At 63.0% G+C, this 24,099-nt stretch carries 20 protein-coding genes and 1 pseudogene; 12 read left to right on the top strand and 9 right to left on the bottom strand.

What is annotated here, in order from left to right:
• Positions 1 to 46: 46 nt before the first annotated feature.
• Positions 47 to 322, top strand: a pseudogene (locus ACYVDK_RS01565) (ATP-binding protein); the annotation flags it as partial.
• A gap of 581 nt (positions 323 to 903) precedes the next feature.
• Here ACYVDK_RS01565 and ACYVDK_RS01560 read toward each other — a convergent pair.
• Both ACYVDK_RS01560 and ACYVDK_RS01555 read right to left on the bottom strand, forming a co-directional pair.
• Complete coding sequence (locus ACYVDK_RS01560; RefSeq protein WP_460516936.1) at positions 904 to 2,130, bottom strand: DNA-methyltransferase; 1,227 nt, start codon at positions 2,128 to 2,130, stop codon at positions 904 to 906.
• An 80-nt stretch (positions 2,131 to 2,210) separates the two neighbouring features.
• On the bottom strand, positions 2,211 to 4,211 hold the full coding sequence (locus ACYVDK_RS01555) for an ATP-binding protein (protein ID WP_460516933.1): 2,001 nt from the start codon (positions 4,209 to 4,211) through the stop codon (positions 2,211 to 2,213).
• A 161-nt stretch (positions 4,212 to 4,372) separates the two neighbouring features.
• Between ACYVDK_RS01555 and ACYVDK_RS01550 the strand changes: the two genes are divergently transcribed.
• On the top strand, positions 4,373 to 5,230 hold the full coding sequence (locus ACYVDK_RS01550; protein ID WP_460516930.1) for a hypothetical protein: 858 nt from the start codon (positions 4,373 to 4,375) through the stop codon (positions 5,228 to 5,230).
• 485 nt (positions 5,231 to 5,715) lie between these two features.
• Here ACYVDK_RS01550 and ACYVDK_RS01545 read toward each other — a convergent pair whose 3' ends face one another.
• From ACYVDK_RS01545 to ACYVDK_RS01530, 4 genes are all read right to left on the bottom strand, one after another.
• Entirely contained in the window at positions 5,716 to 6,468 is a 753-nt protein-coding gene (locus ACYVDK_RS01545) for an SDH family Clp fold serine proteinase (RefSeq protein ID WP_460516927.1), read from the bottom strand.
• 380 nt (positions 6,469 to 6,848) lie between these two features.
• Positions 6,849 to 8,147 carry a ThiF family adenylyltransferase gene (locus ACYVDK_RS01540; protein WP_460516925.1) on the bottom strand — a complete coding sequence of 433 codons (1,299 nt, stop codon included), beginning with the start codon at positions 8,145 to 8,147 and terminating at the stop codon, positions 6,849 to 6,851.
• Positions 8,148 to 8,284: 137 nt separating this feature from the next.
• On the bottom strand, positions 8,285 to 8,683 hold the full coding sequence (locus tag ACYVDK_RS01535; RefSeq protein ID WP_460516923.1) for a hypothetical protein: 399 nt from the start codon (positions 8,681 to 8,683) through the stop codon (positions 8,285 to 8,287).
• A complete protein-coding gene (locus tag ACYVDK_RS01530) occupies positions 8,680 to 8,952 on the bottom strand; it encodes a hypothetical protein (RefSeq protein WP_460516920.1) in 273 nt (90 codons plus the stop codon). Before ACYVDK_RS01530 ends, ACYVDK_RS01535 begins: the two co-directional genes overlap by 4 nt.
• 100 nt (positions 8,953 to 9,052) lie before the next feature.
• Between ACYVDK_RS01530 and ACYVDK_RS01525 the strand changes: the two genes are divergently transcribed.
• From ACYVDK_RS01525 to ACYVDK_RS01490, 8 genes are all read left to right on the top strand, one after another.
• Positions 9,053 to 9,415, top strand: coding sequence for a helix-turn-helix domain-containing protein (locus ACYVDK_RS01525; RefSeq protein WP_460516918.1), 363 nt, complete (start codon positions 9,053 to 9,055; stop codon positions 9,413 to 9,415).
• Positions 9,408 to 9,995, top strand: a complete 588-nt coding sequence (locus tag ACYVDK_RS01520) for an ImmA/IrrE family metallo-endopeptidase (RefSeq protein ID WP_460516915.1) — start codon at positions 9,408 to 9,410, stop codon at positions 9,993 to 9,995. The genes ACYVDK_RS01525 and ACYVDK_RS01520 overlap by 8 nt, the downstream gene beginning before the upstream one ends.
• 1,141 nt (positions 9,996 to 11,136) lie before the next feature.
• Positions 11,137 to 11,742, top strand: a complete 606-nt coding sequence (locus ACYVDK_RS01515; RefSeq protein WP_460516912.1) for an NYN domain-containing protein — start codon at positions 11,137 to 11,139, stop codon at positions 11,740 to 11,742.
• The gene (locus tag ACYVDK_RS01510; protein ID WP_460516909.1) at positions 11,739 to 13,700 is read left to right on the top strand and encodes an N-6 DNA methylase; all 1,962 of its coding nucleotides are present in this window, start codon (positions 11,739 to 11,741) and stop codon (positions 13,698 to 13,700) included. Before ACYVDK_RS01515 ends, ACYVDK_RS01510 begins: the two co-directional genes overlap by 4 nt.
• Positions 13,697 to 15,196 (top strand): type I restriction-modification system subunit M, encoded by a 1,500-nt coding sequence (locus tag ACYVDK_RS01505; RefSeq protein WP_460516906.1) that lies wholly within the window; start codon positions 13,697 to 13,699, stop codon positions 15,194 to 15,196. The genes ACYVDK_RS01510 and ACYVDK_RS01505 overlap by 4 nt, the downstream gene beginning before the upstream one ends.
• Positions 15,193 to 16,698, top strand: coding sequence for a type I restriction-modification system subunit M (locus ACYVDK_RS01500; protein WP_460516903.1), 1,506 nt, complete (start codon positions 15,193 to 15,195; stop codon positions 16,696 to 16,698). Before ACYVDK_RS01505 ends, ACYVDK_RS01500 begins: the two co-directional genes overlap by 4 nt.
• The gene (locus tag ACYVDK_RS01495; RefSeq protein ID WP_460516900.1) at positions 16,695 to 17,873 is read left to right on the top strand and encodes a restriction endonuclease subunit S; all 1,179 of its coding nucleotides are present in this window, start codon (positions 16,695 to 16,697) and stop codon (positions 17,871 to 17,873) included. Before ACYVDK_RS01500 ends, ACYVDK_RS01495 begins: the two co-directional genes overlap by 4 nt.
• Positions 17,873 to 20,809: a type I restriction endonuclease subunit R gene (locus ACYVDK_RS01490; protein WP_460516897.1), complete on the top strand. Its 2,937-nt coding sequence runs from the start codon at positions 17,873 to 17,875 to the stop codon at positions 20,807 to 20,809. Before ACYVDK_RS01495 ends, ACYVDK_RS01490 begins: the two co-directional genes overlap by 1 nt.
• Positions 20,810 to 20,832: 23 nt before the next feature.
• Here the strand turns inward: ACYVDK_RS01490 and ACYVDK_RS01485 are convergent, their stop codons facing one another.
• Complete coding sequence (locus tag ACYVDK_RS01485) at positions 20,833 to 21,534, bottom strand: HAD domain-containing protein (protein WP_460516894.1); 702 nt, start codon at positions 21,532 to 21,534, stop codon at positions 20,833 to 20,835.
• Between the two features lie 8 nt (positions 21,535 to 21,542).
• Complete coding sequence (locus tag ACYVDK_RS01480) at positions 21,543 to 22,139, bottom strand: metallophosphoesterase (protein WP_460516891.1); 597 nt, start codon at positions 22,137 to 22,139, stop codon at positions 21,543 to 21,545.
• 749 nt (positions 22,140 to 22,888) lie between these two features.
• Here ACYVDK_RS01480 and ACYVDK_RS01475 point away from each other — a divergent pair.
• A complete protein-coding gene (locus ACYVDK_RS01475; protein WP_460517364.1) occupies positions 22,889 to 23,113 on the top strand; it encodes a helix-turn-helix transcriptional regulator in 225 nt (74 codons plus the stop codon).
• A gap of 26 nt (positions 23,114 to 23,139) precedes the next feature.
• Here the strand turns inward: ACYVDK_RS01475 and ACYVDK_RS01470 are convergent, their stop codons facing one another.
• Complete coding sequence (locus tag ACYVDK_RS01470; RefSeq protein ID WP_460516889.1) at positions 23,140 to 23,511, bottom strand: DUF6221 family protein; 372 nt, start codon at positions 23,509 to 23,511, stop codon at positions 23,140 to 23,142.
• A 193-nt stretch (positions 23,512 to 23,704) separates the two neighbouring features.
• Between ACYVDK_RS01470 and ACYVDK_RS01465 the strand changes: the two genes are divergently transcribed.
• Positions 23,705 to 24,088 carry a hypothetical protein gene (locus ACYVDK_RS01465; RefSeq protein WP_460516886.1) on the top strand — a complete coding sequence of 128 codons (384 nt, stop codon included), beginning with the start codon at positions 23,705 to 23,707 and terminating at the stop codon, positions 24,086 to 24,088.
• Positions 24,089 to 24,099 lie beyond the last annotated feature (11 nt).

Here is a 24,099-nt window from a genome sequence, read left to right as displayed (position 1 = left end):
CCAGGCTGCCGCAACAATGCTCGGCATAACCGCGGTCTCGGCATAAGTCGATTACCTCCCGTTCGAGCAAGACGCCTCCAACCTCTTCTTCCAGCTCGTCTCCAGCCGATACGAGCACGGGTCGCTGATCCTCACCTCGAACCTGCCGTTCTCCGGGTGGGGCGGCGTGTTCGGCGACCAGGCCGTCGCGGCCGCGATGATCGACAGGATCGTTCACCACGCGGACGTGCTCACACTGAAGGGAGCGAGCTACCGGCTCCGCGGCAGGGGCATCGACAGCCTCCCCAGCATCCGCACCACCACAGACGAAACACCTGGCTAGACTGCCCGCAACTGATCACTTTTCAAGCGTCGGAAATGACCAGTTCTCAAGCGTCGCCGACAAGTTCCGGCTGAAGTATCAGCCGATCCGGGTGGCGGAATCGAGGGGAAGCCTCGTCATCACTTGACTGAGTTTCTGCGAGAACGACCCCTCTGAAGTTCTGCCATGCTTCTCCGCGACATACTGGTGCCAACGAGATGGATGTCTCGGGCGTCCGCCGACCGTCCAGATCTCCTCTATGCCCACTTCACGAGCGGCGTGGATGAGCCATTCGACTTGACTCGCGCGGGCCGCCCGCGCAACGCCCGACAGCCCAGCTGTCCCCCACCCTCCCAAAAGGGCGGAAGCCCGCGCGAGACCCTCAGAAATGTCTGGACGAGCGTTTAGCCAGACGTCAGCTGACAATTGGTTCAGTTCAAGCACTGTCGGTGTGGCCACAGTCGTCAGATTGACGATCTCGGTCCGATGGAAGCCCAGCACCTCTCCAGCCAGGTTGACGGCGTTCCTCGTGCGAACACCAGTGGTGCTTGACGGCGGGTTAAGCAGGACCGCGAGCAGCACGCCAGAGCGACTCAGATCGCTCAAGGCGCCTGGTGATCGACCGCATCGATGATACGGGCCTGGGCTGCCCGCTCGGCACGGAATACCTCGAATCGACCCTTCGACCCCTCGATGTAGTCGAAGTTCGGCTCTACCGCCATCCACTCTCGTCCAAGCTCTTCGGCCACTGCACCGGTCGTGTTGCTGCCGCCGAACGGGTCGAGGACTAGATCGCCCTCCTTCGTCAGCATGTTGATGAAGAACCGCGGGAGCGCTGCAGGCATCCTCGCAGGATGCCGCTTGAGTTCGTAGTCGCGGCAGTAGCGACTGTAGGGATCGTTCGATGCAGTGTTCGCCATCCGAAGGAAGTTCTCCCCGAACTCCTTGTCTTCATCGGGCTCCTCGCCGAATTCGAGCGCGTTCGGAGGAATCGCCCCCGCGTGCTTCGCCAGGAAGGACGTCGGCGAGATCACGAACTCTGACGGACGCGGTCCGTCGTTGTAGTTGCCTCGTTCGTGGAGCTTCTGCATCGCCGGGCTGTATTCGCGCAAGACTCGAGTGTTGCTGGCATCCGGCTTCTCATCCGGCGCCATCCACCAGACGTGGGTGTAGCTGTCCTTGACCCGAATCCGTTCGATCGTCACCCACTGAGCCGGAGAAGGCAGGCGTGCCGGATTGTGACAGATGAACTGCTGGCAGACGTTGAGCTCCGCTCCCTCTGCCACCGCCATCAATGCCTTCAGAGGAAGCAGAGACATTGCAGGCTTCCCCTGAACCCAGGCATTGCCCAGCTCCATGACGAGGGACCCGCTGGGCTTCAGCAGCCGGGCAAGTCGCGGAGCGAGCTCCTTCAGCCACTCGAGATACGCATCGCCATCGAGGTTGCCGTACGCCTTCTTACGGTTCAGCGGGAACGGTGGCGAGAAGAACACCAACTGCACGGTGCCGGCAAGCTCGTCCTCATGTTCATCGAGGAACGCTTCGATCGTCCCCTGATACATCGTGCCGTGGTCAGTCGTATACGCTTCACGTACTGAGAGCGTCTCGACCTGTTCGTCGGCGCTGATCGTCGCGACATCTGTCATCGCGGCAACCTCCGTCGGGTCAGGGCACAAATGCCAATTCGGGCGTGGCGATCCGAGGAGAACTGGGCCCATCGGCGCCGGGCTCCCCGAGTTTAGCTTGACCCCTCCGACAATCTTGTGCAGCTCGCCGCTGTGGCTGGTTTGCGCGACGCGATCGGGCCGCATCCGGTCGTACTGCGCCAAGAAGGGGGCGGCGCATCGCGTTCAGCAGGTGATGCCGACGTGAGTGCGCCGCCCTCCTTGGAGACGTGCTGGTGGGGCGCTTAGGATGCGGCCTCGACTTCGAGCATCGATTCATCCTCGTCGTGCTCGGACCCCTTCGGGCGACGCTTGGTGCCGAGCTTGCCGGTGCGCGGCCCGATCACCGCGTCTTCCGCGATGATGCCCAGGAGTGAGGTCGTCAGCGCAGGGTTCATCAGCATTTCGTTGCGCTTCTCTTCCGCGAACAGGGTGCCCAGTGCGTGGATGTGCGAGACCTTCGCCAGCGCGACCTCCTCGTATACGTCCTTGACGATCTTCTCGATGTCATGCGCGACTGCGGGCGTGTACTGGCTCTGCCAGTACTCGATCTGTCCTCGGATCACGGGATGGTCAGCCGCGATCTCGATGCAACCGTTCGGGTACTGCGGAGTTGATCCGGGCTGCCAGGCCGCCATCATCCCCGGGTCAGCGATGTCGTCCTGCGTCACCCAGCGGCAGCCGGGCACTCCAACGGCCGCGGTCGTCGTCTTCGCCGGTGTGCCCCCGACTCCGACCGGTCCCAATGTCGGGCCGCTGGAACGAGGGCCGACCACGACCTTCTTGGGTCCCTTGGGCTTGCGTGGGCGTGGAGTCGGGCTGTCGATCGGTTCCCGTGGTGGTGTGCCCAGGGTCGCGGCGGTCGTCGTGGTGTCGGTCCCGTTGGTCTGCACGCGCGCGCGAGGTGCCTTCCACCGCTTCGCGAAACGATCCAGGACGCGCTGCAGACGCTGCTCCCGATCGTCGTCGGGGTCCCGGGACTGGAACTCGTCGTTGATCGCGTCGTAGATCTCCTTGGGAAGGTTCTCACCGAACTCCCCTGCCCAGTCGCTCGGCTTGACCGAACGCGATGAAAGCCCGGCCCCCATCCAGTACAGGTCTGCGCGTCCCGTCGAAGGCGCAACGCCGGGGGCGCCGGTCAGCTCGTCGTACTCGGGGGGCTCGATGATCAGGAAGACCTTGCGACGCACCGCATCAGATCCGATGCCGAAATTGCGGAACGCCGCAGCTCCCTGCCGGAGATCGCCGTCCTCCTGGTCGGCGGCGGCCTGCCCATAGAGCTCACCGCGATACAGCACTGCGATGTACCCGGACTTCGCGCCCAGTCCTCCAGTTTCGACCGTGGGTTCCGTGCGCAGCCACCAGTGCACCTTCGTCTTGTCACTGAGGGTCACTGTGCCCTTGGCCGCGACGAAGTTGTCGTCGGCGCCCTTCTTGGCGTACTCGATCAGCGAGTGGCCGCCTCGCACAGTCCGGTTTTGCCATTTGCCCGACTCAGCCCGTGACTTCGGCCAGTCGGCGCGATTCTCGGGCATCTCCATGACCTGGAGTGTGACGCCCTCGGGGAGTTCCCAGAAGCGAGCGTTGAAGTACTTGCGACCAAGGTAACGGTGCCGCTCGTTTCGTTCCGCGTCACCGTCGAACGTGTCGTCGGCGGCGTGGCGGCCGAGCAGGATGAACGTCGTTCCGTGTCCGGCTTTCGTGATGAAGTCCGGGATCGTCTCCGCCCAGTCGAAACCCAGTTCGGGATCGTGGTACGTGGGGTAGACCGTGGCACGGTCTCCTGAGCCCTGGTCGTCGGTCCACTCGATTTCTTCGAGGACGTACTCGCCCTCACCATCCGCCGCGTCAGCGTCGAACATCATCTTGACCATCCAGGCGATGCCGTTGACCACGGAGATGACGACGACACCGTAGGGGTTCCACGGAAGGAGTGTCATGCGGCTGCCGAGCGCGTAGTTGTCGTGGGCGCCGCCGACGATCTTGCCGCCCCTGCCGAGCGTGCTCATGTAGCTCCGCAGCTCGTCCTTCGTCATCCCGTGACCGTCATCGCTGTACTGCATGCGGTACGTGCCCGTGGCTTCCACACCGCACCACTCGACGCCGAATCGGATCGTCTTGGCGTCTGCTTCGATCCCGTTCCGGGCGAGCTCGCGGCCCCACTGGTATGCGGGGCTATTCCGATACTCGCGGTCGAGGAGGTTACCAACGCCGAGAAACTGCAGGGGTCGATTGCCGCTGCTCATGATTTACTCCGATCCGGCTAGGCGGTGACTAGGTCGGTTTGAGCTAGGCGCGCTAGACATGGTCGACCATACACCCTAGGGTTACCGATGTACACCCTAGGGTCTGGTACTCGCTTCCTAGGGTCGGCGTCGTCCGTGACTAGAGCAAGAAGGGACCCCGCGTGACACAGATGCGCGCTGACCACCGCCGGGTGATGCTCAGCGCACTGTTGCGGATGTTGAAGGCTGCCGAGCGCACCACAGACAATCTCGCACACGTTGCGCCAGTACCTGGGAGTTGGGTGGAGCAGGTCATGTCTTCGCCGATCTGCTCAACTCCGAGCTGGAACGGGAACAAGCCGGGTCAGATGCTCCGCTCCATCGTCACCCTTGGCTGTCAAGCCGGCGTGCAGAACGGCCTCGCTCTTTACGAGTTGTCCAGAAATGCACGCTCCTTATCCGTGCCGCTAGCGGCAGTCGCACGTGCCGCGGTGGAAGCCTACGGGCGGGTGTTCTGGGTGCTCGGTCCCGATACGCCGACCGCGGTGGTCGGTCGGGTGGCCTCGCTCGAGCACTCTGAACTGGTCTACCCGGAACGCTTCGGGACCAGCATGCGGCGGCTCCCGGTAGAGCAACTGCCCACTCATCCGGTCGATGAATACCGTCGACTAATCAGGGAGTGGGCGAAGGATCTCGACATCACACTCGACAACATCGGTTACTCCCGTCTTGCGATTAGTCTCCTCGACGAGGTTTCAGACGACGGCGCCGGAGCCTACTCTGAGCTTTCGGCGACAGCACATGGGGTGGGTTGGGCTGCGGCCAATTTTCTCGACTTCGAGGCCATGAAACTACGCATGAACGACCAGCAACTGATCGACTACTGCATGACGGTCCTCAACGTGACTGGCCTGGTCGTAGACCGACTGGTCGATCGATTCGGTCTCGTCAACCCCAGCCTCGAACGATGGGAGCAAGCGCGAGACGCCGCGCGCGCAATGACTGGATCATTCATCGTCCGAGCCCGCCATCTCGGATAAGCGCACTGGCCAAGCCCGCTCTGCTCGGCCTGCGTGAGGCCAGCCGTCCAGTCATCACGGCGAGGACCGTTCGTCAGCTGACCAGCTCCCGGGCGCTCGCGCGCGCCTCGGTAGACGACGATGCCGTTATCACCGATGCGGCGACCGCCGCACACTGCTCGTATGAGACGCCGTGCAGCGCCTCTGCGACGCTGAGGAATGGAACGCGCCGCAATCGAGAGACTGGTTACTCCCACCCAGACCTGGCCGATTCCGCCACTTAGATTGTCCCAATCGCCGAACGGGACAATCTAAGTGGCGGGGAGACAATCTAGTCAGTCACCCGTCACAAACTGTAGGTTCCGAGCGAAGATGGCGGAGAACACCGGGGAATGCGCGGTACTTGGCGGCGGTTTCAACTCCAGATTCCGCGGAAGATGGCGAATTCCTACCGAGGGCCCCGAGTCAACTCAGGGTTCAGGTCACTCACTCAGTCAGCGCGAAGGTCAAGCCGCGACCTGACCAGGATTCATGATGTGGCTTGCACGCTTGCCTTCGTAGACTGCGGTCCGCCCAACGGGAAAGCATCCGAGTAGGAAGTATCGAGTCCAGAGCTGCCACACCACGTTCCACTCATCCGAGCGGTGGTCCACGGACTCTGCGGGTAAGCCGAATGAATGGGCGGCTTCAGCGGAGATCACGGCCGAATGACTCGCTGGGTCGTCGATCAGCGGTGCTCGGAGCTTCTCCGTCAGCGTCGCTACCTCTTGCTCATCTCGGCCGGCTGCCGCGAGAGCCTCTGAGACCATCGCACCCGTCCGCGTTAGCGCGCTTCGCGCTTGCTCCACCATGAGCATGTTGACATCTGAGAGCAGGCTCGCGAAGAGCGGGAAGGTCTCGGGGCTCTGCTTGATACGAGACTCGGCCTCATCGATCGCCGCCACGATCTCCTTCGCGCTTCCGAGGCCGCGGCCATTGCCCAGCTGAAACTGCGGGTCCACCGGCCCGAGATCACCACTCGGCCCCATGACGATCCGGTCAGCTCCGAGACAGATCAGGGTCGCCGCGCTCTTCGCCATGTCGGGAACGATCATTACGAGCTCCGTGCAGCGTGCCTGCATTGCCCGAACCATCCTGATCGCCGTTTCGCCATCGCCACCCGGGGAGGCGATCACGACATGAAGGGGTCGATCCGGCTCACAATCTGTGAGCAACTCCTCCAGATACGTCAGGTTCTCAGGGAAGATCTGGTCGATCATCACGATGAGATTGCACCCAACCATCTCCTCGTACGCGCGAATGAGGTTCTGTCGCGCGTAGCGCTCGGCGTGGCGGGCGTAGAAAAGGGGAGTCCGGGCGGCCGTCAGCCCGCTCGCCCCACTGATGGTCGGAAGCTCGCCTGCTTCCCCTGCCGAAGTTTCGTCGAGAGGTCCCTCGCTTGACGCGCCTGAGCGATCTTCACCTGCCAATGCGGCTCAACCCCCTTCGGCGGCACGAGTACGTGACGGTCGATATGAGACTTGCTGCCAGCCATGTCGCCTCCCGAATGCACTCAGTGTGGCAGAGCCCACAGCGGCATCCGCGTATTTCGAGTGAGAACGCGAGTCTATCCCCGGGCACAGACACCGGAGTAAGTGCATCACGTCACCGTCTTGTGGGGCGCTGCCAGCAGCGCAATCGCGTCCCCCATCGCGAAACGAGACGGTCCGCAATGGAGGCAATCTTCGTGACTCCCAGGATCTGTTTCGAGTGCGAGGTCTGCGAGTGGATGATAGGCGACCCAGTGGTTGTCGCCGACGTCCGTGCCGACAAACCCGCCCAGGCTCATCAGCCAGTCGTCAACGGCCCTCGCCGCACCAACCGCGTTCAAGGTGATCACGCTCGGCGCGTGGACACCACTGTCGTCGACGTAGCGTTGCCGCTTGCGCTGAGCTTCAGTCGTTGCCTCCTCCGCGAGCTTTGCCGGGGAGATCAGCCCGTTGCACTGAAGGCAGCCACTTCCTGGGGTACTCATGCGCACCACCGAGAAGATGTCAACGACCGTGCCGTCCGCCGTGGAGACCTTCGACCCGACCTGAGTGAAGGGAATCAGGTACTGATGGCTGAGAGAGTTCACCAGCCGGCGTGCAAGCGCGGAATCTGCCGCGAGGAAGATGTGGTCGCAGTCCGTCAGCAACGCTGCCACGTCCGGCTCCATCACAGACCGAGCGATTGGCGATACCCTCGTTCGACGCGATGCCTGTCGAGCGACTCGTGCCGCGACCCGCACCTTACGCGCGGCGACCACTTCACCAAGTCGCTGCATCCATGCCGGCATGCTGTCGCGCCGCAACGCGGTCATCGCCTCCCACCGACGCGCGCCGACAACGCGCGGAAGATTGGTGGGGTCGATTCTGTCAGGGTCGATGAGTATGAGCTCGCCGACGCCGAGCCGTGCGAGGTATTCACAGACCAGAGAACCAACGCCGCCGAGGCCGACGATAGCGACTCGGGATCCGCTGAGCAGCGCCTGCCCGCGGTCGCCGAAGATCCGCGCCTGCCTGTCGAAACTCGGGTCGGCGACCGACTCCGGTAGCGGCTCGGCCGTGAGGGTCTGCTGATGTCGACCCACGATGCGAAGATGCTTCAGCTTGTGACGCTTGCCGTCACCCGTCCAGATGTCGCCCGCTACTGCCTCGCGCGCGAAGACCAGGGCACCGACGGGCACGCCGCGGTTGATGTCGAGGAGCGATGGGTAGCCGCGCTCGTGCGAAGCCATGTCGGTACCGGAGAAGCCGACAGTCGTCGTACCCCCATGATTGTGGACGGCGAGGTATGCGAGACCATCTTCAGCGCATGCGCTGATGTTGTTCGCGACGAACTCCGGCAGCAGCCGTCGGTGCCCCCTGTTGCCCGGGATGTAGTCGATCCCGTCGATCGCGGGAACGACTGCCTTCACGAGGAGCCGGTTTCCACGCGGGCTTCGCGCGATCCCACATCGGAGGACGGCGCCATGTTCGCCGCGATCGCCGGGGAACAGGTGGCGCTTCAGCCTCCGCCACTGTTTCCCGGTCATCACGACCGACCAGTTGGCAGTCACTGTTGCTCCAGCCACTGGATCACCTTGAGTACCTTGGTCGCGGCCGTATCGACTGCGGGGTCCAGGCGGTTGCTGCGACGGGAAAGTTGTGTGCAAGCCTCACCGCGCGGACCCCACGTCGTTGCAGCAAACCCCTGACCATGGGCTGCGCCGTCTCGACGCACCAGGTCTGCGCGCACGAACAAGGGGTACACATCGGCCTCGGGATAGGGGAAGGTCAGCTGAAACGCCATCCAGGACTCCGACTGCAGGAAGGCGCTGCCCATCGGGACGGAGCTGATCGTGACCCAGGCGCCGCCGGCACCGTCGGGTTCGACGACAACCTCCGTTTCCGGAAAGGTCGCGCGTAGCTCCTCGATGGCTTCGGCGATCGCGGTAGTGGTCGCGCCGGTCATGAGTTGTCGTCACCGTCAACAGCGAGGAACTCGTCGTCGTCCTTGACGTGCACCTGCTCGTTGTCCGCGACCGGCTTGTATTTCTTGCCGACCTTGTGCGAGAGAAGGAAGTCGGGCTTGATCGGAACGCCCTGCGCGATCGCGATGTTCTTGATCTCGAGTCCGGTCTGCTTGGCACCGTCGAGCACCACGCGGTAGCGGCTGTTCATGGTGATGGTGACCGTCTGGTGGGCTTTGGCCTCGTGGAGAGGTGATTCTGCGATGGTCATGGCGACCCTTTCTGGTTTAGAATGAGACTCACGATTGCGAAAGTCGAATTGCTGATTCGACGATAGCATTCTGATTTCACACTCGCAACTGGAGGCATCCATGGCAGCCGGCACGTTCGACTCCGACGCGTTCTACGCGGCTCTGAACCAGACGCGCCAGTCCCGAAACTTGAACTGGAAGCAGGTGGCCGCCGAGTCTGGTGTCAGCGCGTCCACGCTTACCCGCATGGCTCAGGGCCGGCGCCCCGACATTGATGGGCTCGCTGCACTCACGGTGTGGAGCGGATTGAGTTCCGACGACTACGTCCGTCGAGAGTCGACGGAACCCGCTCCCGAGACGATGGCGATGATCTCGACCTATCTGAGAGCGGACAAGCACCTCACACCTAAGGCTGCAGAGGCCATGGAATCCGTCATCAAGAGCACGTACGAGGCGATGAGGAGTTCCAAGGCAGATGAGTAGAGCGGCTGGCTTCGTCAAGAAGCATGTGACGGATCTGGCGACGGAGGTTCGCGCCGAGCAAGGGCTCGGACCGTTCGATGCCCTCGACCCGTTTGCACTTGCTGCCAGCCTCGAGATCCCCGTCTTCGCGCTGTCTACGCTCCGCGGCCGGAGCGCTGGGGGTGCCGAGTATCTCCTCGATGACGAACCTGATGCACTATCCGCGGTCACTGTGTTCCACGGCACGCGCCGACACATCGTCTTCAACGACTCGAACAGCCCCGCACGGCAACGCAGTGACGTCAGCCACGAGCTTTCCCACGGGCTGCTGCTTCACGAGCCGACACCGGCCCTCGATGATTCCGGCCTTCGTGACTGGGATCAGGTCATGGAGGATGAGGCACAGTACATGGCAGGAGCTCTGCTCCTGACGGAACAAGCCGTCTTGGCTGCTCTTCGCCGAGGCGAAAATATGGAGAGAACAGCGCGCCTGTACCAAGTCAGTGTTGAGATGGTGCGTTGGCGAATCAACGTCACCGGCGCTCGTAAGCGGGTGCAGCGATCGCGTGGCATGCACCGCACCCCCGCGCCTACCCCGTAGCCCGCTCTTCGGCAGGAGCCACGCCAGCCCGCTGGTGCGCTTGAGAGCGTTGCGTCGGCTCCTCCGGAGGTGACTGCTGCTTCCGATCCGCGCGTCTCAAGCCCCGCGCTTTGTGAACTTTGTCTTGCTCAGAGAACCACTTGCTCTCCGGCTCCCGCATGCTGCGCTCAGCCCGGGCGACTCTCATGTAAGAGTCGACGCTGGCGGACCACTTCCTGGCCGCGTAGCCCGCACCGGCAAAGCAGAGCGCGGAAGCGACGACCATGATCGCCATGGGCAGGATGAGTGGCGCCGCGGGCCGAACCGGTCACCGCCGACAAGCCCGTGAGCGCGGACAGGAACAGCGTCCCGATCAGGAACAGCATGCCCAGCATTGCCGCATAGATTCCAGTAGTGCGCCAGGCGCTGTCGTGCGGGGACACCCGACCAACGACGCACGACACGACAAGGTCGTCTCGGTACTCTTCAACCAACTGGCGCTCGCCCGTACCCTTCCGCATTTGGTCGATGGCTACGCTCAGGCGGTTGGCGTCACGAAGTTCCGCAGCAAGCCGCTCGCGAAGAGCTCCGCCAACGATCAGTCCGACCGCGCCGATGACTGCCGCGATGACTGTCGCCCAACCCGGATTCCTTTCTATCGCACGGTGCAGACATCGCGACCGCGGAGAGTTTGAAACAAGGACCAGTACTTGTCCCAACCGACTCGGCTCCGGCTTGACCAACGTCGTCCTGGCCTTCCTCTTCGCCTTCTTCCGCCCACTCGATCAGTCGCCGGCCGAACGCTGCGGCCTCTTCGCCGAAGAGTGGCGCCTCGCCAGGTAACGGCTCCGGCGCTGCGGCCGCCTGTTCGGCGGCGCTCAACTGGTCCCATGCACCCCGCCGCGCCCTCCGCTCTGCTGGGTGACGGTGTAAGTGCTCGCGGAAGACTGGTCGGACAGGCAGACTCCGTTCCATCCCCTGCTGCCAGCTGATCCAGCCGAGACGGCACTGTTGGGTCGCTGAATGGATTCGGAAGTCGCCGCGCCGATCAGCACCGTTGCAACCTCACCCATTCGCGGGGTCAGTGTTCACCAGTCCACCCGCTGCCGCGCTCGGCCGACCGCAGCACTCCCTCAGGTCGCGCGGCCTGGATGGATCACATGTGAACCTCGCCCACACCATGCTCGTGCGTGAATTCGATTCACACTTGCAATCCTTCAACATCCGCCCTACAGTGATCTTCATCGGCGCCAGGGTGGTGATCCGATTCACAAGCAGATGGGCTGATAGCATGTACACACTTGATGCGGCGCACAGTCGTCGCCTCGTCCTCGTCGACATCGAGAACATTGTTGGAGGTGGGGTCACCATGGCACGACAAGTCCATGACGCGGAGACAGCGCTCGTGGCGACCGTCGGACGCCGACCCGATGATCAGGACGTCGTCGCCTGCGGCCGCCTCAGCGCAGACGTTGTCGGCTTTGAGTGGCAGGGCGCGCGACGATTTGTCTTCCGCCCCGGCCTGGACGGGGCGGATCTTGAGCTTCTCGAGATCCTCGAAACCGAGCGCATCAGTGAGCGATTCGCCGAGATTGTGCTTGCCTCCGGCGACGGGATCTTCGCTCATACAGTCTCTGCGCTCGGCGCGGCCGGTGTCGACGTCACCATCGCCGCTCGTTCCGACGCTTGCTCTCGGCGACTCCGTATGGCGGCCGCCCACACCGTCTACCTGGACTATCACCAAGACTCTTTCCTGGAGACAGCATGACAACCCCGACCGCTGAGGGGCTCCTCTCACCGAGCGACGTTGCCGACCTCGCCGGTGTCTCCCGGGCCGCGGTCAGCAACTGGCGCAAGCGCATGGACGACTTCCCACGGCCAGTGGGGGGAAGTGCGAATAAGCCGCTCTTCGCCGCATCCGACATCGCGTCATGGCTGGTAGCTCACCCCGAGAAGCAGAAGTCGGACACGGTGGCCGACTCCGATGAGAGAGCATGGGAGTCGCGCCTCTGGGGGGTAGCGAACCTCTTCCGCGGGCATGTTGCCATCTATGAGTTCGGTCAGCTCTTTGTCCAGACCGCGGTCGACCTCATTGAAGGTCGCCCATCGCATGCACCCCATCGGGTCAGTCGGTCATTGACTGACGAACTCCGCCATACGCTCGAGAGCATCCCACGGGATCAGCTTGCTGGCGCGATCGACGGACTCCTCGAACGGACCTCTCGCGCGCTCGGGAAGTCGGCCGGTGAGAATGGGTTCGTCGGTTCGCGAACCAGTACGCTCCTCGCATCACTTGCCGCACCCATCGACGGCGGAACGCTGTACGACCCGGCCAGCGGAATCGGCGTGGCGCTTCTTCAAGCGGTCACCATGGGCGCTCGCCCCGACCGCATGGTCGGCAACGAGATCAATGCAGCAGCGACAGAAATTGCGCGCGGCCGCGCCGAGCTGCGCGGCGTCGATCTTGAACTGCGTGCTGGCGATGTCCTCGCGAACGACCCAGATCCGGACCTGCGCGCGAACATAATCATCGCCGAGCCACCCTTCGGGCTGCGCATCGACCCGCAGACAACCATGCTCGACCCACGCCTCCGCTTCGGTATCCCGCCGCGCTCCAGTGGTGACTCCTTCTGGCTCCAGCATGTGGTGGCCCACCTGGCACCGGGCGGCGTCGGCTACGTGCTCACGTCTCCGGGCGTTCTTTTCCGCAGCGGAGCGGAATCCGGGATCCGCAGAAACCTGCTTCTCGGCGGCTGGGTGCGCGCTGTCGTGGCGCTCACCGGCAAGATGTTGCCGCACACATCCATCGCGCCGGTGCTATGGGTCCTCGGTGACCCCGAATCGCCCTCTCGCGGCGAGGTGCTCCTGATAGACGGCTCTGAGGTCGAAGCACCCGAGAACGAGGTCGCCAAGTGGCTGACGAACGATGAGTCGCTCGTCGGTGTCCCGCACGCACGGGTACCGGTCGACGAACTTGCAGCAGGCAATTCGGACCTCAGCCCCGCGAGATGGGTATTGACCGATGCTGTCGACCGCGCCCTGTTGGCCACCGACTTCCACCGAGCGAGGGTTGAACTGCTCGGGGCCTCCGCCGGCCTTGCCTCGACGGTAGAGCGGGTGGAACCTCTCCGCCTCGATAGCGAGCCGACAGTGCTGACTATCGCTGAGCTCGTCGACGCAGGAGCGATCGAAGTCGTCCCTACGCGCCCCCCGCAATCGGGTACCACCGGGTTCGAAGACAGGCGCATCGACGCCACGGCCGTCCGGACGCGTGAGCTTGTGTCAGTTGATGCGCTCCCTGACATCGGCACCTCAGCCGCGCTCACGCGGCCCGGCGATGTGCTGCTGACCACCATCGACAAAGTTCGCGCGGTGATCGACAAGGAAGGAGGCCACCTCCCGGTCGGTGGAGTCTCCCGGATCCGAGTCCTCGACCACACAAAGCTGGACCCGCAGTATTTGGCCGACGTTCTCGCCGGCGAGTGGAACGGCCGGTTCGCCGCAGGGGCAGCCATTCAGCGCATTCCGGTACGGCAGATCGAGGTCCCCGTCCCGACGCTCGAAGACCAGCGAGCCATCCACACCGCCGTCAGCAATGCGCGGGAAGCCCACCAACTCGCGAAGCAAGCGTCTGAAGCCGCCGATAGCCTGACGACTGTAATCCTTAATGCCGTCCGCCACGGCGCGTCCCTTTCAAGCACGACCTCCGAAGGACTCACTCGATGACGGCACGGCTCACACTGTCCGAGCTCGAGCAGTACCTCGCCCAGGCCGCCGACCTCCTGCGCGGCAGCATCGACCAGGCTGACTTCAAGGCCTACATATTCCCGTTGATGTTCTTCAAACGGATCAGTGACGTCTACCTCGAGGAGTTCGATCGAGCACTCGACGAGTCCGGTAGAGACCACGAGTTCGCCGCGTTCGCCGAGAATCACCGCTTCGCGATCCCGCGCGGCCATCTCTGGTCGGACGTGCGCGAGAAGACCACAAACATCGGCACCGCGCTGCAGGCGGCGTTCCGTGAGATCGAGAAGGCGAACCCCGAGACCCTCTACGGCATCTTCGGCAACGCGAACTGGACGAACAAGGACAAGCTGCCCGACCGCAAGCTCGCCGACCTGATCGAACACTTCTCGACGAAGACACTTAGCAACGCAAGCGTGGCACCGGATGTCTTCGGCAACGCGTACGAGTACCTCATCAAGCGATTCGCCGACCAGTCCAACAAGAAGGCCGGCGAGTACTACACGCCACGCTCGGTCGTGGGCTTGCTCGTGAACATCCTCGACCCGAAGGAGGGTGAGAGCGTGTACGACCCCGCATGCGGGACGGGCGGCATGCTCATCGAAGTCATCGAGCATGTGAAGGATGCCGGCGGCAGCCCGAAGACGCTGTGGGGCAAGCTCTACGGCCAGGAGAAGGTGCTCGCCACGTCGGCGATCGCGCGTATGAACATGTTGCTGCACGGCATCGAGGACTTCCATGTCGTGCGCGAAGACACGCTGCGCAACCCCGCGTTCTACACGGGCAACCACCTCGCTCGATTCGACAACGTTCTCGCGAACCCACCGTTCTCGCTCAAGGCCTGGGGTGACGTCGAGTGGGCATCCGACCGGTGGGGACGCAACCAGATCGGCGGAGTCCCGCCGAAGGGGTACGCGGACTGGGCGTGGGTGCAGCACATGCTCACCTCGGCCGATCCGAACACCGGCCGAGTCGCCGTCGTGCTTCCACAAGGCGCACTGTTCCGACAGGGCGCCGAAGCCCGCATCCGCACCCACATCCTCAAGGCGAACAAGATCGAGGCCGTGATCGGTCTCGCCCCGAACCTCTTCTACGGCACCGGCCTCGCTGCCTGTGTGCTGATCCTGCGCCATCAGCGGCCGGCCGATCAACAGGACAAGGTGCTGTTCATCAACGGCGAAGACCTGATGACGAAGGGCCGCAACCAGAACACCCTCGAACCCGAACACGCGACCGCCCTGTTCGATGCGTACCGCGGATACGCGGATATCGACGGACGTGCCCACGTCGCCGATCTCGCCGAGATCGAGGGCAACGACTTCAACCTCAACATTCCGCTGTACGTCGCTCCTGCCGAGACGGGCGAGAAGATCACACTCGCCGAGGCTCTGGCGAACCTCGAAGCCGCGCATGAGCGTGCGCGGGAGACTCGCGCAGCCTTGGAAGAAGAACTCACGAAGTGGGGTTTGAACGCTTGACCGACCAGATCAGCCAACGGGAACTCGAGGACTACCTCTGGGGCGCCGCGGTCGTCCTCCGCGGACTCATCGACGCCGGCGACTACAAGCAGTACATCTTCCCGCTGGTATTCCTCAAGCGCATCTCCGATGTCTACGACGAAGAGCACGCCGCGGCGCTCGACACCTACGGTGACGACGAACTCGCCGACCTGCCCGAGAACCATCGCTTCGCAATTCCGGATGGATGCCACTGGCGCGATGTCCGCGTCGTGACGGCGAGCATCGGCGCCACCGTGCTGCGAGCGATGCGCGCGATCGAGTCTGCGAACCCCGACACGCTGCCTGGAGTGTTCGGCGACGGCGATTGGGGCAACAAGAACCTGCTGCCCGACTCAACCCTCTCTGACCTGATTGAGCATTTCTCGACGCAGACGCTGTCGATCGCAAACCTTCCCGAAGACGAGCTCGGCAACGGGTACGAGTACCTCATCAAGAAGTTCGCCGACGACTCCGGTCACACCGCACAGGAGTTCTACACGAACCGGACCCTCGTGCACCTGATGACCCTGATGCTCGAACCCCAGCCCGGCGAGTCCGTCTACGACCCGACGTGCGGCACTGGAGGAATGCTCATCTCGACAGCCGCGGAAGTCAGGCGACAGGGCAAGGAGTGGCGCAACCTCAAGCTCTACGGCCAAGAGCTCAACTACGGAACATCCGCGATCGCCCGCATGAACCTCTTCCTGCACGGCATTGCCGACTGCCATGTCGCCCATGGCGATACTCTCGCCCGACCCGCATTCTTGGACGACAAGGGAGGGCTTCAGACGTTTGATGTCGTCCTCGCAAACCCGCCTTACTCGATCAAGTCCTGGAACCGAGAAGCATTCGCTAAGGATCCATATGGCCGCAACGTCTGGGGCGTCCCGCCACAGAATGCAGCGGACTACGCCTTTATTCAGCACATCGCCAAGAGCCTCGACCCGAAGACCGGGCGTGCAGCGATCCTGCTCCCCCACGGCGTCCTCCACCGCGTAGCGGAGGCAACACTGCGGCGCGCGATGGTCGAGTCAGACATCATCGAGGCGGTCATTGGGCTAGCGCACGGCTTGTTCTACAACTCAAGCATGGAGGCCATCGTCCTCGTGCTGAACGCCAACAAGTCGGCCGAACGTCGACGGAAGGTTCTGTTCATCGACGCAAAGGACGAGTACTACCGCTCCGGAGTGCAATCGTTCCTGAGCGACGGCCACCAGAAGCGGATGCTCCACGCATTCCAGCGATTCGTGGATGAGCCTGGATTCGCGACCGTCGCGACCCTCGACCAGATCGCGACGAAGAACCATAGTCTTGCGATCCCCGCCTATGTGAAGGCCGGGACCACCGCTCCGCCCATGGTGGCGGGAACGCACATCACGGGCACGGCTGCAGCTGTGCGCGTTTTGCGCGCTGCCTCCGCCGATGCCGACTCATCGGTCTCGGACCTGCTCGACGCGCTCCGGACGGCAGTGATCGCGTGAGCCTCAACCTGGACAAGTCCACGTGGAAAAGTGTCCGCCTTGGCGATGTCGTCCGTCGGTCGCGTAAGCAGGTCGACCCGTTCGAAGCGGGGATCGAACGGTACGTCGCGGGCGGTCACATTGACGGAGACTCGACCAAGATCAACCGCTGGGGCGACCCCAAGGACGGTCAGATGGGTTCGACATTCCGTTACGTCTTCAGGCCCGGGCAAATCCTCTTCGTTTCCGCCCGTCCGTACTTGCGCAAGTCTGGCGTCGTTGAATTCTCTGGAGTCGTCGCTGACAAGACGTACGTGCTCGATGCCATCCCTGAGAACGGGCTACTACAGGAGTTTCTCCCGTTTGTCCTCGCCTCGGATCCGTTCATCGAGTACGCCACCGTCGAGGCCACCGGATCGATGAACCCACGTCTGCTGTGGGGGCCGTTCCAGCGATTCGAGCTTGGCCTCCCTCCTCTTGAGGAGCAGAGGCGCCTCGCTGATCTACTGTGGGCGGCCGATCGACACCAACAGTCTGTCTCAGCAGCGGCCCGATCTGCTCAGGCCGTTCTCCTTTCGATGCGCTCGGACATGTTCGCCGGCCGCGAGGACGATGCCCCAGCTGACGAATTCTTCGGCATCACAATTGGTCGCCAACGCTCTCCAAAGCATGAAGTAGGGGAGCACGTCGTTCCGTATCTACGGTCGGCGAACGTGACACGTGGAGGTGTCGACACGAGCGATGTGAAGTCAATGAACTTCGAGCCCCGCGAGCAAGAGAAGTTCAGACTGGAGGATGGCGACGTGCTGGTCTCAGAGGCCAGTGCCAGCGCGCCTTCCGTAGGCATGCCCGCCGTCTGGCACGCGGACATGCCAGGCGTGGTGTGCTTTCAGAACACTCTGCTTCGATACCGGGCGGTCGACGGCATCTCCACCCCGGGGTACGCCGAGCACTATTGCCACTGGGCATTCGATACGGGCAAATTCCTCGCAGCAGCCTCTGGGACGAACATTCGACACATCGGAGTCGGCGGGGCGGCCTCGATGAGAGTGCGGCGAGCCTCAATCCCAGAACAGAAGGCCTTCGTTGCCAAGGCCGACCTCGCCAACGAAAGTGTCCGGTTACTCCAGGCTGAGCTCAAGGCCACCAAGCGGCTGCTACAGAGTCTCACGAATGACCTTGCGGGAGGAATGTGATGGCTCAGTTCAACGAAGCGAACACTGTCCGCGACTATGTACGGGACCTCGTGGCGTCAGGCGATGTGCAGTTCGTGCCCGGCAGCGAGCTCCCTCGCCGGACCGACGAAGTACTGCTGGAGGGCGCGCTCAAGGCAGCGCTCATGCGCCTGAACCCCGAAATCAACGATGACCCCGCCAAGGCAGACGAGGTGATCTACACGCTGCGCGCCATCCTCATTTCCGCGCGTAACAGCCCCCATCCGGTCGTCGCCAATGAGGAGTTCATGGCGTGGCTAACCGGGCAGAAGTCGATGCCGTTCGGCCCCAACGGTGAGCACACGACCGTCCGGCTAATCGATTTCGAACATCTGGATGACGAATCCTCGAACCAGTGGATGATCGCCACCGAGGTCACGTTCCAGCTGGGGCGGCTCGGTAAGCGGTTCGACCTCGTGCTGTGGTGCAACGGATTCCCGCTCGTGGTCGGTGAAGCGAAGACACCGATCCGTGCCGCGTACTCGTGGATCGACGCAGCTGCGCAAATTCACGACGACTATGAGGCAAGCGTTCCGCAGTTCTTCGTGCCGAACGTTCTGTCGTTCGCGACCGAGGGCAAGGACTTCCGCTACGGCTCGGTCGGGATGCCGGTCGAACTGTGGGGTCCCTGGCGTGAAGAGGAGGCTGACGCGGGCGCGCCGGCGAAGGTCGGACTTGAGGTTGTGAAAGAGGCTGTGAACGGGGTGCTGGCTCCGGCATCCGTTCTTGGCTTCCTGCGGTTCTTCACGGTGTTCGCAACGGATGCGAGGCACCGCAAGATCAAGGTCATCGCGCGGTATCAGCAGTTCCTGGCCACTAACCTCATCGTCGAACGCGTGCTGCACGGCCGCATCAAGCAGGGACTCATCTGGCACTTCCAGGGCTCGGGGAAGTCGCTGTTGATGGTATTCACGGCGCTCAAGCTGCGCGCGATGGCCGAACTGACGAATCCAACGATCTTGATCGTGGTCGACCGCATCGACCTCGACACTCAGATCACAGGCACCTTCAACGCGTCCGATGTGCCGGGCCTCGTCTCGACGGACTCACGCCAAGAACTGCAGACGCTTCTGAGCCAGGGTGCACGCAAGATCATCATCACAACGATCCATAAATTCAGCGAAGTCGATGGGGTGCTCGACGACCGACACAACATCATCGCGATGGTCGACGAGGCCCACCGGTCGCAGGAGGGCGACTACGGACGACGAATGCGCGAGGCACTGCCGAACGCGTTCCTCTTCGGCCTTACCGGAACCCCGATCAACAAGCGCGATCGCAACACATTCATGTGGTTCGGCTCATCCGAGGACGAAGGTGGGTACCTGTCCCGCTACTCTTTTCAGGACTCGATCCGCGACGGCGCAACGCTTCCGCTGCACTTCGAACCGCGCCTGAGCGAGATCCACCTCGACCAGGAGAAGATCGACGCCGCCTTCGCGGAACTCGCCGTGGAGCGCAACCTCACCGAGGACGAGAAGATCACGCTGTCGAAGAAGGCGGCGTCGATCGAGGTGCTCATCAAGGCGCCCGAGCGCATCCGTCAGATCGCCGACGACGTCGTCACCCACTTCACTGAGAAGGTGGAACCGGAGGGTTTCAAGGCGCAGCTGGTCGCGTACGACAAGGCGTCCTGTGTTGCGTACAAGGAAGCGCTCGACACGATGCTTCCGCCCGAGGCATCCACGATCGTCATGTCGAAGGCGCGGACCGATCCCGCGTCGTGGGCACAGTGGACGCCCGGTGCCGACGAGCTGGAGCAGATCGTCGCACGGTTCAACGATCCCGCGGATCCGTTGAAGATCATCATCGTGACGGCGAAGCTGCTCACCGGGTTCGATGCACCCATCTTGCAGACGCAGTACCTCGACAAGCCACTCAAGGAGCACACGCTCCTCCAGGCGATCACCCGCACGAACCGGGTGTACCCGCCAAGCAAGACGCACGGGCTGATCGTCGACTACCTCGGCATCTTCGACGACGTCGCAAAGTCGTTGGCGTTCGACGAGGCGGCGGTCCAACAGGTCATTTCGAACATCGAGGAGTTGAAAGCTGAACTCGCACCGGCGATGACCGCGGCTCTCTCGTTCTTCCCGGGCGTGGACCGTTCGATCGGTGGGTACGAAGGACTCATCCAAGCGCAGGCAGCGATCGCCGGCGACGGCGTCAAGGACGCGTTCGGTCTCGCGTATAGCGTGGTCTCTCAGCTGTGGGAGGCTCTGAGCCCTGACCCGATGCTCAAGGACTTCCGCGACGACTACAAGTGGCTGACTGACGTCTACGAGTCCGTCCGGCCTGCCGACATCACCGGACGTCTCGTCTGGCACGCGCTCGGCGCGAAGACCATCGAACTCATCAATGAGAGCGTCCAAGTTGAGATTCCTCAGGGCGATGAGACCATCGTGCTCGACGCTCAGACAATCGAAGACTTGATGCTCGGAAAGCGCAAGGACGTAACGACCGAGCAAATCGAGAAGCAGATCACGGCACGGATCGCCCGCCACCTCAACAATCCGGTCTTCATCGAGCTCGGATTGCGACTCAACGCGCTGCGCGAGAAGTACGCCGACATCCAACAGTCCAGCCTCGACTTCCTACGCGACCTGCTCGAGCTCGCAAAGGACACAGTCGCTGCAGAGAAGGCAGAGAACGAGATCCCGCGCGAGGAGAAGGGCAAGGCAGCGCTCACCGAACTCTTCGAGGCCCTGAAGGGCGACGAGACACCAATCATCGTCTCCAACGTCGTTGACCGTATCGACGAGGTCGTGCGCGCCGTGCGATTCGACGGATGGCAGTCAACGCTCGAAGGGGACCGTGAAGTGCGCAAGGCCCTCCGACAGACGCTCTACGTTCAGTTCAAGATCCGCGACAACGAGGTCTTCGAGAAGGCCCTCGGCTACGTGCAGGAGTACTACTGAGGCTCGACCAGGCCCCAGGCCGCTCAGGAGTTCGCCAAGGCGCCAAGCCAGTTGCGCATTCGAGCCACATGGCCCGGAGTGATGCCGCGGTAGCGATTCGGGGCGGTGAGCAGGCTCGGTATGCCCGAAGTGACCTGCTTGATCTGAGCGAACATGCCTCCCGGCGCCGTGCGGGCATCGGTGTAGTCGCGGCGTCCGTCGTCATCGACCCAGATGTACGGCATCCCGCCGATCGTCTCCTGGTCAGCTCGGACAAGGCGAAGTTTCGGGTGATCGTTGAGGGGTGCTCCTATGCTCTCAGCTGCCGCGTGCTCTGCGTCATTCGCGTCGTCGATGGGATGCCACTCGGGTTCGATCCCTCCCCGGAGTCCGTTCATCTCGTGGGTGAGTATGCGGATGCCATCAAATGGGAACTGTGAGAGCCAGGACGTGTTCCACACCAGCCGCAGGTTGAACTCGGCCCGCAGTTGGTCGAGCGCGACGACCAGCGACGGGGACCACGGCACAGCGATTTCCGGCTCGTACTCGGTCGGGCGCAGCCCGAAGGTGAGACCGCGACGATCCGGCCACGGACTGGGGCGGAATTGGCTTCGACCCGTGACCTTGTGGTCCGGCAACGGGCTGAGGACGCCGTCGATGTCGAGATAGAGAGTTGCCAGGTACCGCCGGTGCGTCCCTTCATCATGCCCACCGTGCCCGGACTCATTCTCAAGGTCGTCGCTCATCAGGTCGGTTACTCCGCGAGGCCAGCCAGCCAGCGGTCGATGACCTCGAACCGGACCGGGGTGTAGTCGAATGCGTCAACGCCGACGTGAAACTGGCGCCCGTTTGCGCCGTGATCGTGCGCGTGGATGTGCCCATGGATGAGGGGCGTGCCGTCGTCGACGGGTCGTGCCTTGGTGTGGCGGTCGGTCTCTTGCGAGTCTCCGCGGTAGGGGTAGTGGCTGGCCCGAAGCCGGATGCCATGTCGGGTTCCGTCGAGGATCTCTGGCAGTATTGTCCATCCTTGCTCTTCGTACAGTGGCCTGAAGCGTTCGATCGCCCGCTTGGTCTGGGTCGCCGTCGAGATCCGATCGTGGTTGCCAGGAATCAGATACTTCCGCCCGTTCAGCCGGGCTGTTATCGGCAGCGACTCTGCGATCGGCCCTAGCGCGAGGTCACCGAGGTGCAGGACTGCATCCTGCGGCCCGACGAGGGCGTTCCATCGAGAGACCAGCGCGTCGTCCATGTCCTCGACGGAGCTGAAGGGCCGGCTGGCGAGTTCGCTGATGCGGGCGTGACTGAAGTGAGTGTCTGAGGTCACGAAGGCGAAGTCATCGAAGTCGACCATGTCCACCATGATCACCTCTCACGCCGACAGTCCCGACGCAAGGTTCGAGGCTTCCTTGCTCACGGCCGCGCCGGTTGAAGGTTGGGTGCTGCGAGCTGTCGTCGCGTCTGCAGTTTGTCGCTGCCTGGAGCGTTCCCGGAACACGCGACCTACGCGCAGACTGCGCGTGACGTGTGGGTCCCAGCTGATCCAGCCTCGCCGCTTCCATTCGATGGCGACATAGAGACGAAAGTCGCCAATCAGGCGTCGGCGCTCTAGATAGGTGCGACTGGGGAGGGGCGAGGGAACTCCGCGCGAGTCGGGGTCCAATTCAGCGAAGAGCTCGGAGAACGTGGGACCGTGTCCGGTGCGGTGACGGACGCGGGCGATGAAGATCGCTGCCGCTAGACCCCACTCGTCCGCCGTATCGGCACCGGTGAACTCCTCGAACATGATCGTCCAGATGGTTGGCGGTGGCCCGTCGACGGCTCTCCACCAGACGGGACGCGGATCGACGATCAACAGGACCTCGACAATCAGGCAGACTCGGCAAGCTGCGTCATCGGCCGTTGGCTTCTGCGGGCGAGATGGCACACGTGCAAGCCGAGAGCGCGAACGCGCCGTGGTCGAGTGTTGATTGTTTCGTATGGCCTCCTGAATTATGCCATACCGATTAGGCCATACCGGTTGCTGATACTGGCGACGCTGGGTGCGTGGTGAGACGTGCGGCAGTCGATGACGCCTGGCGTGCGTACGTTGCTCAGCTCGCGATGAACCTGCACCGACTCCGGATCGCCCAAGGCATGAGCCAAGAGGACGTCGCCTACCGCGCCGGCCTCACCCGCTACACGTACCAGAAGTACGAGAAGGGTGAGTCCAAGCCAGGTACCGCTGCCAACCCCACGATCCGCACGCTTCTCGCACTCACTCAGGCACTCGGTTCAACGCTCGAGGAGATCCTCCCCGCCGACGCACCTGATCTCCGACTGCGCTGATCCCACAGATCTCCCGCCAGCAGTGATCAGAGCCCTCCAGTTGGTTCTTCGTCATCCGACCAGGAGTCAAGGAAGTCAGGGCGGGTTGAGTGCACTGACGCCAGCTGCCGTATGACCACCTCCATCGATTCCCGCGCGGCTTCGTTCGATGCTGACGGGTGCTGGTCAAGTTCCCGGTACGTCTCGATGAAGTTCCGTTGCACGGCGCATTCCGCCAGCACGCGTTGATAGTCGATCGCGACAATCAACCGGTCCGGATCAGTGACGAACGGCGTTGCCCAGACGCAGAACCGGGACTCCTCGGTCGGGGAGTCGGCCGCGACGAATCCTGCGATTCGCTCGTCATCGACGATTCGGTCGAGGAGGAACGCGATGATCTCGGACATCTCGTCAGTCACGACAGCCTCCCTTGTGAACAACCCGCCAGGATCGCACACTTGCCGTTCCCTGGGCCGGCAGGCTGCTCTGGCCTCGATGGCGACATCAGGTGCAGGATCTGCACCTGATGTCTAACACACCGGCGTGAGGGCGACTTCATCGCTCTGACTCCGTCACTGACGAACTGCGAATGGGTGGTGGAGGATGGAGCTCGTGGCAGCCGATCGTGACGAAGCAATGGTCCACCGCACACCGGCCCCGCAGCCGAGGAACACCAATTCGACGATGGCACTCGAAGCCCTGATCGAGACACTCGGTGCAGGTCTGGTCGCAGTCATTGTCAGCGCGGACGTTACGACGGTGGTCGGTTGGGTCGACACCGCAGTGCCCACCATTGATGACGAGTCGCGTAGCAGGCTCGACGCGACGTCACAGATCGTCGACCTTCTGCTGCAGCACGAGTCAGGACCTGTCGTTCGGGCTTGGTTCATGGGTGTCAATCCGCAGCTTGACGACGGTAACCCCGCCGAACTGCTCGCGCAGGGCCGTCGTCATGAAGTTCTGGCGGCCGCGCGCGACTTCATCGAAGCCGGGTAGCGAAGAGGCGC

The organism is Humibacter antri, assembly GCF_054777235.1.
The sequence above is the reverse complement of the archived record's forward strand: the minus strand, read 5'-3'. Positions and strand labels throughout refer to the sequence as shown.

What these genes read in the sequence shown, in the direction of transcription:
- ACYVDK_RS01535 (WP_460516923.1), bottom strand. Translation starts at nt 8,683, where the DNA reads ATGACCGGCGCGACCACTACCGCGATCGCCGAAGCCATCGAGGAGCTA.
- ACYVDK_RS01485 (WP_460516894.1), bottom strand. Translation starts at nt 21,534, where the DNA reads ATGAGCGACGACCTTGAGAATGAGTCCGGGCACGGTGGGCATGATGAA.
- ACYVDK_RS01480 (WP_460516891.1), bottom strand. Translation starts at nt 22,139, where the DNA reads ATGGTCGACTTCGATGACTTCGCCTTCGTGACCTCAGACACTCACTTC.
- ACYVDK_RS01520 (WP_460516915.1), top strand. Translation starts at nt 9,408, where the DNA reads ATGAGTAGAGCGGCTGGCTTCGTCAAGAAGCATGTGACGGATCTGGCG.
- ACYVDK_RS01530 (WP_460516920.1), bottom strand. Translation starts at nt 8,952, where the DNA reads ATGACCATCGCAGAATCACCTCTCCACGAGGCCAAAGCCCACCAGACG.
- ACYVDK_RS01545 (WP_460516927.1), bottom strand. Translation starts at nt 6,468, where the DNA reads ATGATCGACCAGATCTTCCCTGAGAACCTGACGTATCTGGAGGAGTTG.
- ACYVDK_RS01555 (WP_460516933.1), bottom strand. Translation starts at nt 4,211, where the DNA reads ATGAGCAGCGGCAATCGACCCCTGCAGTTTCTCGGCGTTGGTAACCTC.
- ACYVDK_RS01505 (WP_460516906.1), top strand. Translation starts at nt 13,697, where the DNA reads ATGACGGCACGGCTCACACTGTCCGAGCTCGAGCAGTACCTCGCCCAG.
- ACYVDK_RS01475 (WP_460517364.1), top strand. Translation starts at nt 22,889, where the DNA reads ATGAACCTGCACCGACTCCGGATCGCCCAAGGCATGAGCCAAGAGGAC.
- ACYVDK_RS01510 (WP_460516909.1), top strand. Translation starts at nt 11,739, where the DNA reads ATGACAACCCCGACCGCTGAGGGGCTCCTCTCACCGAGCGACGTTGCC.
- ACYVDK_RS01525 (WP_460516918.1), top strand. Translation starts at nt 9,053, where the DNA reads ATGGCAGCCGGCACGTTCGACTCCGACGCGTTCTACGCGGCTCTGAAC.
- ACYVDK_RS01490 (WP_460516897.1), top strand. Translation starts at nt 17,873, where the DNA reads ATGGCTCAGTTCAACGAAGCGAACACTGTCCGCGACTATGTACGGGAC.